The sequence below is a fragment of the Brasilonema sp. UFV-L1 genome, from assembly GCF_012912105.1.
In the GTDB taxonomy this organism is placed as follows: domain Bacteria; phylum Cyanobacteriota; class Cyanobacteriia; order Cyanobacteriales; family Nostocaceae; genus Brasilonema.
Map to the genome: position 1 here is coordinate 17,992 of NZ_QMEA01000005.1, position 17,568 is coordinate 35,559.

Annotated in this window: 16 protein-coding genes; 4 read left to right on the top strand and 12 right to left on the bottom strand. The window is 42.3% G+C overall.

Annotated elements, in window-relative coordinates:
- The first annotated feature begins 263 nt into the window (after positions 1 to 263).
- A complete protein-coding gene (locus DP117_RS02660; RefSeq protein WP_169216793.1) occupies positions 264 to 950 on the top strand; it encodes a PHP domain-containing protein in 687 nt (228 codons plus the stop codon).
- A 213-nt stretch (positions 951 to 1,163) separates the two neighbouring features.
- On the opposite strand, the gene DP117_RS02665 is transcribed toward DP117_RS02660, so the two are convergent.
- From DP117_RS02665 to DP117_RS02695, 7 genes are all read right to left on the bottom strand, one after another.
- Positions 1,164 to 1,805 (bottom strand): Uma2 family endonuclease, encoded by a 642-nt coding sequence (locus DP117_RS02665; protein WP_169216794.1) that lies wholly within the window; start codon positions 1,803 to 1,805, stop codon positions 1,164 to 1,166.
- A 58-nt stretch (positions 1,806 to 1,863) separates the two neighbouring features.
- A complete protein-coding gene (locus tag DP117_RS02670; RefSeq protein WP_169216795.1) occupies positions 1,864 to 2,304 on the bottom strand; it encodes a hypothetical protein in 441 nt (146 codons plus the stop codon).
- A gap of 120 nt (positions 2,305 to 2,424) precedes the next feature.
- Positions 2,425 to 3,594, bottom strand: coding sequence for an RNA-guided endonuclease TnpB family protein (locus DP117_RS02675; protein ID WP_169216796.1), 1,170 nt, complete (start codon positions 3,592 to 3,594; stop codon positions 2,425 to 2,427).
- A 120-nt stretch (positions 3,595 to 3,714) separates the two neighbouring features.
- Positions 3,715 to 3,879: an antibiotic biosynthesis monooxygenase gene (locus DP117_RS02680; RefSeq protein ID WP_169216797.1), complete on the bottom strand. Its 165-nt coding sequence runs from the start codon at positions 3,877 to 3,879 to the stop codon at positions 3,715 to 3,717.
- A 21-nt stretch (positions 3,880 to 3,900) separates the two neighbouring features.
- Positions 3,901 to 4,662, bottom strand: a complete 762-nt coding sequence (locus DP117_RS02685) for a glucose 1-dehydrogenase (protein WP_169216798.1) — start codon at positions 4,660 to 4,662, stop codon at positions 3,901 to 3,903.
- Positions 4,663 to 4,699: 37 nt separating this feature from the next.
- Positions 4,700 to 5,137: a MerR family transcriptional regulator gene (locus DP117_RS02690; protein ID WP_169216799.1), complete on the bottom strand. Its 438-nt coding sequence runs from the start codon at positions 5,135 to 5,137 to the stop codon at positions 4,700 to 4,702.
- Between the two features lie 140 nt (positions 5,138 to 5,277).
- Positions 5,278 to 6,180: a LysR family transcriptional regulator gene (locus DP117_RS02695; RefSeq protein ID WP_169216800.1), complete on the bottom strand. Its 903-nt coding sequence runs from the start codon at positions 6,178 to 6,180 to the stop codon at positions 5,278 to 5,280.
- 110 nt (positions 6,181 to 6,290) lie between these two features.
- Between DP117_RS02695 and DP117_RS02700 the strand changes: the two genes are divergently transcribed.
- The 3 genes from DP117_RS02700 (at position 6,291) to folP (ending at position 9,836) form a co-directional block, all read left to right on the top strand.
- Complete coding sequence (locus DP117_RS02700; protein WP_211175877.1) at positions 6,291 to 7,760, top strand: ketol-acid reductoisomerase; 1,470 nt, start codon at positions 6,291 to 6,293, stop codon at positions 7,758 to 7,760.
- A gap of 352 nt (positions 7,761 to 8,112) precedes the next feature.
- A complete protein-coding gene (tpiA, locus tag DP117_RS02705; protein ID WP_169216801.1) occupies positions 8,113 to 8,838 on the top strand; it encodes a triose-phosphate isomerase in 726 nt (241 codons plus the stop codon).
- 158 nt (positions 8,839 to 8,996) lie between these two features.
- The gene (gene folP / locus DP117_RS02710) at positions 8,997 to 9,836 is read left to right on the top strand and encodes a dihydropteroate synthase (RefSeq protein WP_169216802.1); all 840 of its coding nucleotides are present in this window, start codon (positions 8,997 to 8,999) and stop codon (positions 9,834 to 9,836) included.
- Between the two features lie 23 nt (positions 9,837 to 9,859).
- On the opposite strand, the gene DP117_RS02715 is transcribed toward folP, so the two are convergent.
- The 5 genes from DP117_RS02715 to purE all read right to left on the bottom strand — a co-directional run bounded on the left by DP117_RS02715 (position 9,860) and on the right by purE (position 17,483).
- Positions 9,860 to 10,699, bottom strand: a complete 840-nt coding sequence (locus tag DP117_RS02715; protein ID WP_169216803.1) for an SPFH domain-containing protein — start codon at positions 10,697 to 10,699, stop codon at positions 9,860 to 9,862.
- Between the two features lie 548 nt (positions 10,700 to 11,247).
- The gene (locus DP117_RS02720) at positions 11,248 to 12,456 is read right to left on the bottom strand and encodes a 4-hydroxy-3-methylbut-2-enyl diphosphate reductase (RefSeq protein WP_169216804.1); all 1,209 of its coding nucleotides are present in this window, start codon (positions 12,454 to 12,456) and stop codon (positions 11,248 to 11,250) included.
- Between the two features lie 385 nt (positions 12,457 to 12,841).
- Positions 12,842 to 14,248, bottom strand: coding sequence for an ammonium transporter (locus DP117_RS02725; protein WP_169216805.1), 1,407 nt, complete (start codon positions 14,246 to 14,248; stop codon positions 12,842 to 12,844).
- A 428-nt stretch (positions 14,249 to 14,676) separates the two neighbouring features.
- Complete coding sequence (locus tag DP117_RS02730) at positions 14,677 to 16,221, bottom strand: ammonium transporter (protein WP_248277497.1); 1,545 nt, start codon at positions 16,219 to 16,221, stop codon at positions 14,677 to 14,679.
- A 734-nt stretch (positions 16,222 to 16,955) separates the two neighbouring features.
- Positions 16,956 to 17,483 (bottom strand): 5-(carboxyamino)imidazole ribonucleotide mutase, encoded by a 528-nt coding sequence (gene purE / locus DP117_RS02735; RefSeq protein ID WP_169216807.1) that lies wholly within the window; start codon positions 17,481 to 17,483, stop codon positions 16,956 to 16,958.
- Positions 17,484 to 17,568: the final 85 nt, after the last annotated feature.

Here is a 17,568-nt window from a genome sequence, read left to right on the forward strand (position 1 = left end):
ACTAAATATCTACGACTGTTAAGAAATGTTGATTCAACGGAGATTTGATGCAACATTCCTTACTCTTTCTTATCAAACAAATCAAAAATACGCATGATCGCTAGCCTTTGAATTTGCTAACGTAGTCTTAACATATTGAAAAATTTTGCTAATGATGCCCAGAAAGTAGCAACCAACACTTCACAGCGGTGCTGGTGCGTTCTGGGCTGTTAGTATCATGTTTTTTCGTGTAAAAAATCACCTATATTGGAAAAGAGGGGGTTATGACTGTCAATATTGTAGAGGCATCTACCTCTAGGGAGCAATTAAAACAAGTATTCCAGAGTATTGATGCAAAAAGTTGCCCGAGGTATTTCAACTTTCATATGCACACTGTCCACTCGGATGGTAGGTTGCAACCAAGTGTATTGATGGAACAGGCGATCGCCATCGGTTTAAAAGGGTTTGCCATTACCGATCATCATACTATCACTGGTTATCAGGCTGCTCAAAGCTGGTTAGAAAACTGGAGGTGGAATAACCCTGGCGCAAATGCTCCCATTTTGTGGAGTGGAGTAGAAATTAATGCCAATCTTTTAGAGATTGAGGTTCATATTTTAGGTTATGGTTTTGAACCAGAGCATATTAGTATAAGACCTTACATTCAAAGAAAAGCAACTACAGGTGAAGAATATCAAGCAGCTAACGTCATTTCTGCAATTCAAAAGTCAGGAGGACTAGCGGTATTAGCTCACCCAGCTCGTTATAGGCGATCGCACTTTGAATTAATTCCCGCTGCTGCGGAAGCAGGAATTGATGGGGTTGAAACTTTTTATGCCTATAATAACCCTAACCCTTGGAAACCAAGTGAAAGAGAATCGATGCAAGTGCAACAATTGGCAAATGAGTACAATCTTTTAAATACCTGTGGTACCGATACTCACGGTTTAAACCTGCTCCAGCGGTTGTAAGGTGATGGTTTCTTTGTTTTCACAACACTCCTGGTTCAACAAGCCAGGGGGTAAACAATTCAAAATTCACGCATTCGCTGCCTACGGCACGCTACTAACACATTCAAAATTCAAAATCTAGAAAACTAGTGCTAGTAAGTCCTTTTGCTTGTAGCTGTATGCATTTTTATATGCGTGATAGTTGATCTTAGATTGTGGGTTTTGGATTCTAAATTATTGCTGAAATTGGGATAATAACCAAGCGCCAACCTTACTATGATTCATTTCACGAGTACGGCGAAAAGCTTCTTCCAAAAGAGAAATTGCTAACCCAGGTAAAACTTGAGACTGATAAATTTTTCGGCTACCACCATTTTCTACAGCAAAAGCAATAACTTGAACGTTTTGTACATCTATAATCCAGTATTCACCGACTCCTAATTCTTCATATAGAAGACGTTTATCTCCTTTATCATCAGCAAGAGAAGTATTTGCAACCTCAATCACTAAATCTGGGGCTGGATAGGTATCAAGGTGAATAATGGAAGTACCCCAAGGGATGACGTCTGCATTTTTGCCAATATAAAAAGACGCATCAGGTTGTGCATCATCATAGCCTGTTTTCCGGTAGCTGCAGTTATCATTCCCGTTCAAATCAATATCTTTGATGCTGGCAAACAGATGTACAGCATAGATAACAATCGAGTGATCTCGTGAATGGTCATTACCTACTGGTGGCATTTCAATCCTCATTTTACCGTTGTAGTAGTAGCCCTTGGCTTTTTCATATCCTGGATTTTCAATCACCTGAAGATATTCATTCCAAGTAGCTGCTACCCATGTGTCAGTTGGTAATTTTGTTTGTAGGTTAGTCATCAAAAAGTTGAGGAGAATTACGTTCTTTTTTCATTATGGCTTGCACAATATTCTCAGTTTAGTTTTGCTGCAACATGAAACGACGAACAAAAAAGCGATCAGGAATTTCAGTTTCTTTTCCTGGCAAGAGTTGATGACGAATGCGGGCTTCAGTCACCCAGATTTGCTTACCTGCGATTGTCAAATTAACTGGAGACTCCAGGTTTTCGGCGATGACCTCTATTGACTTTGGTGTTTGAGGCGCAAAGACGTTAAGGCGGAGGAGGCGACCATTACCGCTAGCGATCGCCCCCTCTGTGACCAACAGTGAACCATCTGCTGCAAACTGCATTCCATCAGGATTCTCAAGTTTGCGCTGCAACGCTATGGTTTCAACTCTTGGCTTTCCCTGTGCTTGCGGAGTCAGTTTAAACAGCTTGCCATCGGAGAACATACCAACGATCAAGACTCCATCTGGACTTCGGGCAATTCCACCTAGCCCAATTTGTTGGGCGCGCAACTGTGGATCTTCTGCCCAAACCTGAAGTTGAGTGGCTCCGGGTGCAAGGTATTGACGCTCCCACGGCTACCACATTTTCGCTCCGCTCCAATGTGGCATAAAGCCGTGGGATTCTGGCATCTAGTCCCCAATCCCCGTGGATTGGGTTTTCATCCAGTTAGGGGCTGCGCCAAGCAGCCCATTCTCTGAATCGGACATAACCATTGCAGCCATGTCTTTCTTTAGATCCAGAGAACAAGCAAAACCATCCCACTGCGCTATATTTCTGGCAGCATTGAGGTCTGCATTATGATAGTGTCCATGTGGACAGTTGAAGTGGTGTCTGTCTCTAATTCCCAATGTCCCGCAAGTTGAGCAAGATTTTGACGTGTATGGTGCAGGACGTTTGATTAATTTTAATCCTGATATAGCTAGCTTGTAGTCTAACTTCATCTCTAACGAGTAGAATGACCACGAGTGGCGGGATTGAGCAGAATCAGCACGTTGTTTTTTAGATTGCTTCATGGTTTTTCGACATCCTTCCAAGTCTTCAACTACTACATCAGCATTCTTGTACTCAGCAAAACGCACTATCCGACGCGAGGCAGTGTGATCTACTGCGTCCATCCAACGACGTTCTTTCTTATCCCACTTTTTAAGTGCTCTAAATTTTTTAGCCTCTTGTAGTTGCTTGCGTCGTTTTTGAAAATAACGACGACGATGCATGACTTGTTTGCCGCTAAAAAACTTGCCAAACCCACTTTTGGAAGCCACTACTGCAAGATTGTTCTGTCCTCTATCACAGCCGATTCTTGTCGTTGTTGCAACTTCTGGAACTTCCTCGGTTACAGAAACATAGACATACCATTTATTTCGATGCTTAATAATTTTGGCACTTCCTCTTTCAACTGCACCGTTGAGAATTCCTTCTAGAACTGGTTGCCAGTGTTTAGATGCAACTTCAACAGGAACACGTTTTGTTCCTTTGATAGTGGGGAAGCTGACACTATACGTAGTTCCCACTTTATGCAGTGCCCAGTTCTGATTGTTGACTTCTGGTGGTAATCGCTTGAAAGATTTTGCTTTTTTACCAGCATCAGACGTGGTATGTCGGATGACTTGATTAGACAGAGCAGACATAAGACGAGTCTGAACTTTAGAGGTTGTCAACTTTCGTCTTTCTGGAAGAGGAATAGTTAGCAACCAATTAGCTAAGTCTGTTGCCTCAACTGTAATTTCTTCAAATAGTTCAGATTTGGTTTTATTTAGTTGTGGAAACTTTAACTTAATTGTTCGTGTTACTCGTCTCAAATCTATCACCTCCTTGGTCTTCTTATTTTACCCATTTGGGTAAGACAAGATATCAAGCTAACACAAAGTTTCTGTTAAGATATGACGGCAACGCGCATTTGCCACGCACTCATCCCACCCCTAGAAGGAGTGGGCTTTCTGCTCCCGACACTGTAAGTCAAAGGTGATGCAGCCTGGTTCAGCACGAGTTGGTAAGAGCAAACCCAATAAATCCTGCTGCATTTGCTGTTCCATGCCGGGTTTTGCTTTGATGTGGGCGATGATCGTCAAAGGTGAGTGCGTCATTTTATCTCCTAAAGTTGAACTCTAACGATGACCGGGAATTGCGTAGCCAGCATCAACAGAAATGGTTTGCCCAGTAATGTAGGATGCAGCATCTGAGCAAAGCCACACTACAACCTCTGCAACTTCCTCTGAGGTGCCAAACCGTTTTGCCGGAATATGGTTAATAAAAGGTTTTGCCCCTTCATCTTCTGGATGAAAGAAGCGGCGAGACATTTCGGTGTCGATGATTCCCGGGTTGATATTGTTGATGCGAATACCCTGACTAGCGTACTCCAGTGCTGCTGGTCGCACCATGCCATCGAGTCCGCCTTTGCTAGCAGAGTAGATGGTTGACCCCATCAATCCGCCTTTTGCCAACCAGGATGAGGTGTTGACGATCGCGCCGCCGCTCCCCTGCTTCAGCAGTTGTTCAATTTCATATTTCATGCACAGCCAAACTCCTTTCAAGTTGACCGTCATTGTGTGTTCCCAATCGGCTTCTGTCAGTTGAGTTATTGGAGCAAACTTTCCCTCTGTGCCTGCGTTGTTGAAGGCGTAATCTAAACGACCATAAGTTTTGACGGTAGTTTTGATTAAGTTGGCAATTTCATCACTTTTAGAAACATCAGTTTGAACGAATGTGGCTTCACCACCCGCATTCTTAATCAGACGCACAACTTCGTCACTTTCTCGTCTCGCAGCAACAACAACATTTGCTCCTGCTTTGGCAAAGGCGATCGCAGCAGCACGACCAATACCAGAGCTACCCCCAGTCACGAGGGCAACTTTCCCCTGAAAGTTCATAGTTCAATCTCCTAGTTTTCGATTGAAGTGAAAATAATTAGCGCACCTTATTGTTTAGAACTTCTTCTAGATAATGTTTCCAGAAGATGCAATTGTGATCGCTTTCACCTGTTGCTTCGAGTTGTTTGTAATGTTCAATTTTCAACTCAATGACTTGTAGATGATGCGTCAGTTCCTCTAAGTGTTTTTTCACCTGATTGCGATGCTCCTCAAGTAGTACACGCCGTTCGCCAACCTCATTGGGACGCTGACGAACCAGATCTGCAAAGGCAAGCACTCTTTGAATTGACATCCCAGTTTCCCGTAAACGCACTAGGAATTCCAGCCAAGCAACATCCTCGGCAGAGTATCGTCGATGACCGTTTGCTGCGCGTTGAATCGGAGCCAAAAGCCCAACTTTCTCGTAATAACGTAAAGCGTGGATGCTTAGTCCTGTTGCTTGGGCAACTTGTTGGATGGTGAACTCACTTGTCATGCTAATACTATAAAAGCTAGAGTGTACTCTAGGTCAACACTAAATTTGCACAAAGTTTCTGAACGTATGCTTGAAACTGTGCGATCGCCTTTGGCGCTGCGCTCTGCGCAATCGCGAAGCGGCTCCTGTGGAGCATCGCCCTATAAAGTCGGACTGAAACTTTGACTCACAACTTCTTTGGTAACCTCAAGGAACGTCCGCAAAACTGGTAATGACTCATCTTGTCGCCAGACTGCTACTAGCTCCACCTCTACATCCAATGTATCTAGAGTAATGTATACAACTCCTGTCCTGTGAATATTACGGATGGAAGCAGGAGCGAGGGAGACACCCATACCAGCAGAGACAAGACCAAGAATAGTTTGCTTTTGGCTAGCTTTTTGCACGACTTTAGGACTAAAACCTGCTTGTTGGAATAAACTAATACACTGGTCGTAGTAGCCAGGTTCTAACTGACGTGATACCAGAATGAAGGATTCGTTCGCCAGCATAGATAATGCTAACTCTGGCTGAGTTGCCAAAGGATGAGTTTCTGGCAATATAACGACAAGTGGCTCCTTAAGGATTGGTTCAAGAGTCAAAGAAGCATCAGGTATAGGCGGAATCATCAAACCAAGATGGATTTGCTGTTCTTGCAGCGCCTGTACTTGAGCAGTTGTTGTCATTTCCTCTAATTCGAGTTCCACACGTGGAAAACGCTCTCGAAAAATCCTCAAAGCTTTGGGTAAAACACTGTAGGTAGCAAAACCGGAGAATCCGACTTTGAGTCTTCCGCTTTCTCCCTGAGCAACTTGTCTTACTATCTCTACAGCCTGAGTTGCTTTCAGCAGAATGTGACGCGCTTCTGCCAAAAATGCTTTTCCTGGTTCTGTTAATTGAACTCGGCGCTTAGTGCGGTGAAACAAGAGTACGCCTAATTCATCCTCCAGTTGGCGGATTTGTTGACTCAGAGGTTGCTGAGTCATGTGCAATCGTTGTGCAGCTCGACCAAAGTGCAGTTCCTCTGCAACAGCAACAAAATAGCGTAAATGTCGAAGCTCCATTAGAACATTTTAAGTGTTAATTGCTTATAAAAAATGTGTTGGACAGTGGAAAAATTAGCACTTATTTTGGGAATTAACAACGTGAATGAAATAGTAGCTGACGACTAAATATGATTTTGGAATTTAGCACGAAGACATTTGAGAAAGAAAAGATTATCTTAGCAGGTAAGGAAGAATATATCATTCGAGGAGGACGCCATCTTTTTGAGCTTCTACCTAAAGCTTTTGCAGGAATTCATCAAATTGGAGTGATTGGTTGGTCGTCCCAAGGTCCTGCTCAAGCACAAAATTTAAGAGATTCTCTAGCAGGAACTAACATTAAGGTCAAAGTAGGTCTTCGGAAAAATTCATCTTCTATTCCATTGGTAGAAAAAGCTGGTTTTACCAGAGAAAATGGCACACTAGGAGAAATGTATGAAGTCATTTCCGAATCTGATTTATCAATTCTTCTCATTTCTGATGCTGCACAAGCAGAAAATTATCAGCAGATTTTTGAGGCGATTCGTCCAGGAGCTACACTTGGATTGTCTCATGGATTTTTGCTCGGATATCTGAAAAACATTGGAGAGTCATTTCCTGAAAACATTAATGTAATTGCTGTTTGCCCCAAAGGGATGGGACCTTCAGTCAGGCGACTTTATGAACATGGCAAAACAATTCATGGCGCTGGTATTAACTCTAGCTTTGCGATTCATCAAGATGTCAATGAAAAAGCAACAGATTACGCACTAGGATGGGCAGTTGCAATTGGTTCTCCTACAATATTCCAAACAACTCTTGAATCAGAATATAAATCTGACATCTTTGGAGAAAGAGGAATTTTGCTGGGAGCAGTTCACGGCATTGTAGAAAGTTTATATCGCTGGTTTATCCGTTATGGAGATTCTCAGGAGGAAGCTTATATAAATTCTGTTGAATCTCTGACGGGAGCAATTACCAAGATGATTTCTAAAAATGGAATTTTGTCCATTTATAAATCTCTCAATAATACTGATCGGCAAACTTTCAAGAAAGCTTACTCTGCTGCTTATCATCCTGCTTTTGAAATCTTAATGGAAATTTATGATGAAGTTGCTTATGGAAACGAAATCCGTAGCGTGATTGAAGCAAACAATCGTCATCAGCGTTTTCCTATAGGAAAAATTGACGGCACACAAATGTGGCAAGTTGGCGTCAATGTTCGTGCCAATAGACAACCTGAGAAAATTCCTATTCATCCTGTGACTGCTGGAGTTTATGTCGCTACCATGATGGCTCAAGTAGACTTGTTGAAGGAAAAAGGACATCTCTATTCTGAAATTGTGAATGAGTCCATTATTGAAGCTGTGGATTCTCTAAACCCTTATATGCATCAAAAAGGGGTGGCTTTTATGGTTGATAATTGCTCTATTACGGCACGACTAGGAGCGAGAAAATGGGCACCACGTTTTGATTACATTTTTTGTCAGCAGACTTTCACTGCATTGGATGATGACAAACAGGCAGATGAAAAAGTTTTTGAAAACTTTTTGACGAATGACATTCACCAAGCCTTGTCAGTTTGTGCTCAATTGCGGCCTTGTGTTGATATTTTTGGATAAGTAGCCCTTAAGTGGTACAAGATTACCTATCTTTTCCTTGGCGTTCTTGGCGACGCCAGTCGCACGCCACTTGCACTTAACGAGGACTCATGCGTTCCCTCTGGTGTTAGAGAGAAACCGTATTGACAGACACGTGCTCATCGCACTGGCATACCCCTTTGAGCATATTCCCTCCGTTTTTCTTGCTGGAGGGGATTTTATTGTACAAAGCGATAGCTTCGCTGCTGCGCCATCGCCTCAAAACATAACGATCAACTTGGGTGAATACTTAACGACTAAGACAAATTGACCCCTTAAAGTCATAAACTGAAAAATGCACCTAGTAGCGTTATTGTTTTTGACGAAATCACCTGTGCGAAAAATAGTTATTGCCGGTAACTGGAAAATGTTCAAAACTCAGGCAGAATCCCTGGAGTTTTTAAAAGGATTTCTGCCCAGCTTGGACGAAACCCCTCAAGGGCGAGAAGTGGTATTATGCGTCCCCTTCACTGACTTAAACGTTTTGTCCAAGAGTTTGCATGGAAGTCGTGTACAATTGGGAGCGCAAAATATCCATTGGGAAGAGAGTGGAGCTTATACGGGTGAGATTTCCGGACCAATGCTGCAAGAAATTGGGGTGCGCTATGTTATTGTCGGTCATAGCGAACGCCGGCAATACTTTGGTGAAACGGATCACACCGTCAACCTGCGCCTCAAAGCTGCTCAATGGTTTGGTTTTACCCCAATTTTATGTGTAGGTGAAACAAAACAACAAAGAGATGCCCTGGAAACAGAATCACTGATTATCAGCCAACTCGAAAAAGATCTAGTGGATATTGATCAACAGAATTTGGTGATTGCTTATGAACCCATTTGGGCGATTGGTACTGGCGACACTTGTGAAGCTAAGGAAGCTAACCGTGTCATAGGTTTAATTCGCAGCCAATTGAGCAATCCTGATGTACCCATTCAATACGGTGGTTCGGTAAAGCCGAATAATATAGACGAAATCATGGCTCAAAGCGAAATTGATGGTGTTTTGGTGGGAGGAGCAAGTTTGGAACCTGCAAGTTTCGCCAGACTTGTGAATTATCGGTGATTCATGTATATTTTCTCTCGTTCCCTGGCTGAGCCAGGGAATGCATATAGTGAGACTCTCACGTAGAAATAGCAAAATTTCTCCTGAAATCTGGAGGCGGAGCCTTTAGTAAACCGTTCCTGGGCTGAGCCTAGGAACGAGTGTAGAGCGTAAATTTTATGACACCCAATTTGATGATTCGAGAACGCTGTTTTGAGTGGGGACAGCGAACATACCTTATGGGGATTCTCAATGTCACACCTGACAGTTTTAGTGATGGTGGCGACTTCAATACAGCCACTACTGCTTTAGCACAGGCGCAAGCAATGGTAGCCGGTGGTGCTGATATTATTGATGTTGGTGGTCAATCAACTCGACCAGGGGCAGAACAAATTACTCTTGCAGAAGAACTTGACAGAATTCTACCAGTGTTACAGGTACTGCGAAAAGAGATAACAGTACCAATTTCCGTAGACACAACAAGAGCAGCTGTTGCCAAAGCTGCTGTAGAAGCAGGTGCAGATATAGTTAACGACATTTCCAGCGGTACACTTGACCCAGAAATGTTACCAACAGTAGCAAAGATGAATGTGCCAATTATCTTAATGCATATCCGGGGAAACCCACAAACAATGCAACAATTCACCGATTATCAAGACTTGATGGGGGAGATTCATAGTTTTTTGGCAAAGCAAATTTTTGCAGCTACTGCCGCAGGTATTGACGAAGGAAAAATTATCATCGATCCAGGAATTGGCTTTGCCAAGAACTACGAGCAAAATTTAGAAATTTTGCGCCGCTTACCCCAATTGCGTCAACTCAACTGTCCTATTTTAGTAGGAGCATCTCGTAAAAGTTTTATTGGTCGCATTTTAAATCAACCAAACCCGAAAGCACGAGTCTGGGGAACAGCAGCGGCGTGTTGTGCGGCTATTTTTAATGGCGCTGATATCCTCCGAGTTCACGATGTCCAACAAATGCGGGATGTATCGTTGGTTGCGGATGCAATTTTCCGATAATCTTCGCAAGTTTTGCCATCAAACTAGGTAGAAGTTTTTTCTACATTTTTGCCATTACCTTCTTGAAATGTCATCTCGGAAATCAAATCCATCATCTCACCACCTTTGCCTGGATCTACAAAAACAACTTTGGCATTATCGCTTTCACCCAGTCTGTAACTAGCATTAATGTAATCTTGAGCCACAAGATACCGCAGAATTTCCTTGCTTTCAGGATTGGAACGTAAAGCATCAGAAATGATCTGCATTGAGGTTTTTGTTCCTTCTGCTTTCTTAATTGCAGCCTGACGCTGTCCTTCCGCTTCTAAAATCGCAGCACGGCTGTTAATTTCCGCTGCTCGCTGCTCTTCCATTGATTTGCGCACACTTTCAGGCGGTGTAATACTTTGAATATCTACTCGGAGAATGTTAACACCCCACTTTGTCGTTGTCCGATTCAACTCGCCTAATAAGGCATTGTTCATATTCGCTCTGGCAGCATTGGTTTCCTCCAAGGTGTTTTGGGCAATGATTTCCCGGAGTGTCGTTGTGGTTAGGTTTGTCAGCCCTTGTTGAAGATCGTCAATTTCGTAAAAGCTATCCTCTATATTTGTGATGCGCCAATACACAACACCATCGACTTCTAAGTAAATGTTATCCTTGGTGATCACATTCTGAGGCTTAATGTCTAAAACCTGCTCTCGTGTTGTGTCCTCCATCACAATTTGGTCTAACAAGGGAACAATAAAGTTCAGTCCTGGTTTCAGTGTGCGATGCTTCCGCCCCAAACGTTCAACTAAAGCTTCATTTCCCTGATTAATAAGTTTTGCGGAGCCTAATGCATACCCTATAAGGACTAAGACTATAGCAATAATTGGTTCCATGTATTCTCCTATTTAAAGCATTTGGCGGAATTAGCTGTAAGGACAAAGGTATTATCACCATGTCCTATATTTAGTCTAATGTCCAGAATGTGTAATGTTGATACCATAAGTTGCGGTACTAGGCAAGAGTTTGGAGAAAATGATACAAACTTAGCAATGATTGAGTTTGGACATGGCTATTAAATCATCAACACAGTTGCCTGTGCAAGCAATGAGGAGGTTCGCCTTGAGCGAAGAAGCTTAGGGGTGAAGTTCTTGTTAGAAGCAGCCCTACTGGCAGCGCGCCACCCGCTACTCATGAAAGAAACACTTTTTCCCTTACACCCCCACCCCCTAAGCCCTGCGGGCACGCTGCGCGTTCGCCCTCTGGGCGTGCGCTTTGCGCATACGGGTGAATTCAAAATTCAATCCGGTGCTGCGCACCGCTAGCCCCGTAGGGGCGAAGCGCGCAAACGCTAACAAAATTCACGCATTAATACTTTTGACTTCTTACCTTATGGTTTTGACTTGTTTTGCCCCTACACCTCTGTGTTTCTTGAAAGTTCTTCCTAAATTATCGCCCTAGTCGCCTTTAATTCGAGAATTTTCTCAATTACATCTTCCACGACTATATCTGGTGTAGAAGCACCAGAAGTAATTCCTACAACTATTTCTCCATCAGGTAACCAGTTTTCTGTGATTTTTAAATTTCCATTTAATTCCCGATGTTCAATGCGATTTTCTGACAGAATTCGTGCTTCTCTATCGATGTGATAAGAAGGAATATTTCGCTCGACTGCAATTTGTTGCAATTGTGTTGTATTTGATGAATTAAACCCACCAATGACTATCATCAAATCTAGCTTTTGTTGCACTAACTCCAACATAGCATCTTGACGTTCTTGAGTAGCGTCACAGATGGTGTTGAAGCTTTGGAAATGCTTATCTAACTCAGTAGGACCATACTTTTTCATCATCGTCCTTTCAAAGAGTTTTCCAATTTCTTCGGTTTCACTTTTGAGCATTGTGGTTTGGTTAGCAATACCAACCCGTTCTAAATCTTTGTCGGGATCAAATCCAGTTGAGCAAGCTTTACTAAATTTTGCTAGAAATTCTTCCCGATTTCCTCCATTCAAAATGTAGTTAGCAACGTATTCTGCTTGCTGCATATTCAGGACAATCAGATATTTTCCTGCAAAAGAACTTGTAGCAACAGTTTCTTCGTGCTTATATTTGCCGTGAATAATTGATGTGTAATCGACTTTTTTGTGTTTTTCAACAGTATTCCAAACCTTAGAAACCCAAGGGCAAGTTGTATCAACAATTTTGCAACCGTTATCGTTGAGCAACTGCATTTCTTGAACGCTTGCCCCGAAAGCTGGTAAAATAACAACATCACCAGAATTTACAACAGAAAAGTCTTTTTTTCCTCCATCAACAGGGATAAATCCTACTTCCATTTCGAGCATCCTCTGATTAACAGAAGGGTTGTGAATAATCTCATTCGTAATCCAAATGCGTTCAGTGGGGAAGTGTTTGCGGGTTTCATAAGCCATCGCTACAGCACGTTCTACACCCCAACAAAAACCAAAAGCTTGTGCTAAGTAGATGGTGACATCTCCCCTTTGAAGAGTATAGTTGTTATTGCGAATTTCTTGAATTAAACTGCTTTGATACTCAGACTGCAACTGAGTCGTGACTTCTGCTTGGTGACCAAATCCTTTACGATGATAATTTTCTGAATGTTGGAGCGAACGTTTAAAAGCTTTGGTATCCATTGTTTTTTCTGTTTATGCTAAGTTGCCATTCTCTATTTTCTCGCGCAAAGGGGCAAAGAATCTTTTTGTGCATTTTCGCCTTTGCTCAGATCTTGTATCATAATGTTCGTCTGCCTCCGAAATTTATTTCGGAGGCTCAAAGTTCTAACATCTTGCACCAATCTCAACAAGCCGGTTGCAAAGCCGTTCAAAGTCTGAGAAAAAGGCGTACATGCCCAAAAGGTAGTCATTGCTTGACAACTACGTTTGTAAACAAGCGTCTAAAGTCCTAAAACTACATGGATAAACGGTAATCCCACTATCTCCTCAAAAGCATCGGGGATTACTTTTTTAGTTATACTTCTATTGGTATCAGCATTGATCATTCTACCAGTGGAAGTTTATATTACTTGCTACTAACATTGACGCGCTCTCCAAACTCCTCATTATAACCTTCTTCCCCATGTTCATTGATATCTAAGCCTTGCAGTTCAGCTTCTTCCTTCACCCGCAAACCAACTGTGACATCTAGAATTTTCAAAATAACCCAAGTTCCAACTGCAGCGATGATATAAGCAACGGCAACTGCTGCAATTTGTGTGATAAGTTGAGTTGGATTGCCAAACAACAAGCCATTTTTCCCTGCTGAGTTTACTGTTGTAGTTGCAAAGATACCTGTAAGAATTGCTCCGACTGTACCACCTACGCCATGCACAGGAAATGTATCTAAGGCATCATCAACATTTAACTTATGCTTAAGACTCACTGCATAGAAGCAAACAAAAGCAGTTATGCTACCTATTAAAATCGCTGCTAACGGTGTAACAAATCCTGCGGCTGGGGTGATGCCCACTAAGCCTGCAACTGCTCCTGTTGCTGCCCCGACTGCAGTTGGTTTGCCGCGCAATGCCTTTTCCAGAATCAGCCAGGTTAAAGCCGCCGCCGCTGCACTTGTGTTGGTAGAAACAAAAGCGGCTGTTGCCAATGCACCAGAAGCCAGGGCACTACCAGCATTGAAGCCAAACCAGCCAAACCACAGCAAGCCTCCTCCCAGCAAAATGAAGGGGACGTTGTGAGGAGGGCTGAGACGTTCAGGATAGGTTTGGCGAGGTTTGAGGACGATCGCAGCTACGAGAGCAGAAACACCAGAACTGATGTGGACGACTGTACCACCAGCAAAGTCGAGAGCATTCCAGCCACCGTACAATCCCAACAACCCACCTTTAGCCCATACCATATGTGCTAGGGGACTGTAAATAAATGTTGACCACAAAAGCACAAACAAAGAGTAAGCAGTGAAGCTCATCCGCTCAGCGATCGCACCACTAATCAGTGCTGGAGTGATAATGGCAAACATGGCTTGGTAAATCATGAATGCCTGATGGGGAATTGTCGGAGCGTACGAAACTACATCACTAGGATTTGATCCTCTGAGATAATTAGTTACCTCGTATCCGACATTATTCAAACCGAGCCACTGTAACCCACCGATGATAGCATTACCTGGAGCAAAGGCGAGACTATAGCCCCACAAAATCCAAGTCACTCCCACAATTGCCATGAGCACAAAGCTCATCATCAGGGTATTGAGGATGTTGCGCGATCGCACAAATCCACCATAGAAAAATGCAAGTCCGGGTGTCATTAGCAGCACCAAAGCTGCTGAAATCAGCATAAACGCTGTATCGGCAGCTGTTTGAGCATTAGAAATTGCTGCGTTGACATCAGCAGGTGCAGCGAAGGCATTGCCTATGAGTGGCTCTCCCAGAAGCAGTAGCGTTATAGCCCCAATGATCACAAATTTCTTTAACACTTGTTTTTGTTCCAAAACACCAACTTGTTTATGTTTATGAAATCCATTTGAGTAGCTTTTAATACTTTTTTCTGTATTTAGAGTGACTCAAGTGATTTTTTTGAAAGACTATTAAATATATACTTTTTAGTGCCTTTGTCAAATATTTCTTGTCAAATCTTAAATACAAATATTAAACATTTATGCAAGGTTATTTTTTCTTAATTTTTTATCCATTAACGTGATTTGATTTGGATCTGATAAAATTTAGTTTTCACTATTATCTGTGAAGCTTCTTTTTTACTTCCTTCGGAAGTTTAAAATGACCGAAAAAGAAAAAGTCAAAAATCCAAACTTTTGAATAACTAACACCCGTCTGTGTATCAGAAGCAAAAGTCAAACAGACGGGTGTTTAATAAATGAATTAGCAGAATTTGACAACTAAAGCCTTATGAAGTCGTCGGTAAATCTCCCGCACGCGAAACTCCTCCACTGTGGCTACTTGATTCGCTAAATCCATTGGCACTTGCTTCTTTAAGAAATCCACTGTAAGCTTCCATACCATGTTCGCCGATATCCAAGCCTTCAATCTCTTCTTGTGTTGAAACTCTGATACCTAAAGTCGCTTTGAGTGCTAACCAAAAGATGGTGCTGAGTAAGACGGTAATACCACCGACACAGACAACACCAAGCAACTGAACAAAGAATTGTCCTAAGCCACCACCTGCAAATAAACCTTTTGCAGGACCAAGACCATCAGTATACCAAGGAAATGCTGCTACACCAGGACCGACAGAAAACAGACCAACTGCCAAAGTTCCCCAAACACCACATACGAGGTGAACAGAGGTAGCTCCCACTGGGTCATCAATACGGAGTTTGTCAAAGAAAGTGACAGCGAAAACGACTAAAATTCCAGCAATCAGACCAATGATGAAAGCACCGCTAAGAGTGACATAAGCACAAGATGCTGTAATACCAACCAAGCCAGCCAAAATACCATTAATAATCATGGAAAGGTCTGGTTTGCCTAAATACAACCAAGCTGTGATGGTAGCAGCAATCCCACCAACAGAACCTGCTAAGTTGGTCGTTAAGGCAATGTGAGTAATGGCATTTGGGTCAGCAGCCATCGTTGAACCGGGGTTGAAACCAAACCAACCCAACCACAGAATTAAACAGCCCAAGGTAGCAATGCTCATGTTATGCCCAGGTAAAGCAACGATTTGCCCATCCTGATATTTTCCAAGGCGCGGTCCTAGGATTGCTGCTCCCATCAAAGCTGCCCAGCCACCAACAGAGTGAACCACTGTACAACCAGCAAAATCAAAGAAACCTCGGCTTGCTAACCAACCACCACCCCAAATCCAGTGTCCGGTAATGGCGTAGGCAATACCTACGAGTAAGAGGCTGAAGATTAAGAAGTCAACAAACTTAATCCGTTCAGCAACTGCACCAGAAACAATTGTTGCGGCTGTTCCGGCAAACACGAGCTGGAACAAAAACTTAGCCGCCAGTGGTACGCCAGCCCATTTCAAAGCGCTGAAAACGCCTTTATATGCATCGTTGGTTGCAGGACTGTTATCTGCACCTTGCAGGAAAAATCCATTTAATCCAATAAACCCATTGCCATCGCCAAACATCAAGCCAAAGCCAATCGCCCAAAAAGCGACGGTAGCCAGAGCAAAAACAATCAAGTTTTTAGCAAGAACGTTGACAGCGTTTTTCTGGCGACAGAAGCCAGTTTCTAACATACAAAAACCGGCGTTCATGAAGAACACTAAAAAAGCGGCGATCGCAACCCAAAGAGTGTCAATCGCGACTTTGAGTTCTGCCGTGGTTGGTCCTGCTGGGGCAGGGGTTTGGGCAACTGCTGCATAACCCCATGCCAGTACAATCAGACAAGCTAGAGGAATACAGGCTTGCCAGCTAGGAGATAACTGCTTAATGACAATACTCATTTTCTTGACAAATGAGTTATGTTGTGGATTCATTTGTGGTGACTTTGCAGCTCGCCACCTATTTCTTGTTCTTGATTTGTTTTTGTTTGTGATTTTTCTGATCATTTTCTCAATCATCTTGAACCAAAAAAACATGTTGAGTATCAACAGCTAACGCTTGATGCTGAACAAGCTATTTGTGATATTTGGTATATAGGCAAGCTATCTGCTTAAAGTAACTGATTTTCATAACCAGTAAGTGGTTGTTTGAAAAGTTAAGCGGTTATAAACCTGATGCTACCTCTGTAGCTATTACGAATATTAAAAAAATATTATGTAATTTCTGAAACCGTCAAGTCTACTTGCTTTAATTTTTAAGAATTATTCTTTGATTCTGAGCAAGTCAATACCTTAATCAGTCAATTTTTCCTCATTTTCAGATAACTTTTGGAGCGGTGATGCATCGCTCCAAAAGTCCTAAGTAGAGTAAAATCAGTGGTTTTAGGGGTCAAATCAAAATTTTCAGAGAAAAATAACAACTTTTGTTCTTTTTTCTTTTACATTCTTACTTTTACTGGTTATCATTTGTTCCTACGCGTCAGACAGGAAAGCTTTGTACTGAGCCTTTATCAATCAAGCATATTGCAAAGCATCTCTAAACATTGTCTTTTGATCAAAAAACCTCAAAAAAGTCAATACAATGATGAAATTTGTGATCTTAATATTCTGTAATTTTCAATACAGTTTTTACCCGACTCATTACATTCTGTGTTCTGCGTTCTGCATTCTTATTCTGGTGATTGCATTTGCCTTAAATATTGCTCGTAGCCAAGTTGTTCTAATTTTGTTTGCTTTGCCATCACTGATTCAGACAAGTTTTGGCGGTATTGCTGCACCTTCAGTAGTAATTCGCTTTGATGAGTTGCAAGAATTTGTACAGCCAAAAGTCCAGCATTTTTAGCATTGCCTATAGCAACAGTTGCTACTGGTATACCTACAGGCATTTGTACGATAGAGTACAATGAATCAACTCCTTGTAAATGACGGCTAGGAACAGGAACACCGATAACAGGCAGAGGAGTTAAAGATGCTACCATTCCCGGAAGATGAGCAGCACCACCTGCACCAGCGATAATCACCTTAATGCCCCGTTCGTGAGCAGATTTGGCATATTCCACCATCCGTTGGGGAGTACGATGGGCACTAATAATTGCGACTTCTGTAGCAATACCAAATTCTTCACAAAGGGCGATCGCACCTTGCATAGTTGGTAAATCAGAATCGCTACCCATAATGATGCTGACAAGAGGAGTCATAGACAATTCAAAATTCGCAAAATGAGGAGAAATTCAAAATAGGAATTTGACTTTCTGATTAACAATCATCTCCCAAAATGTGTAT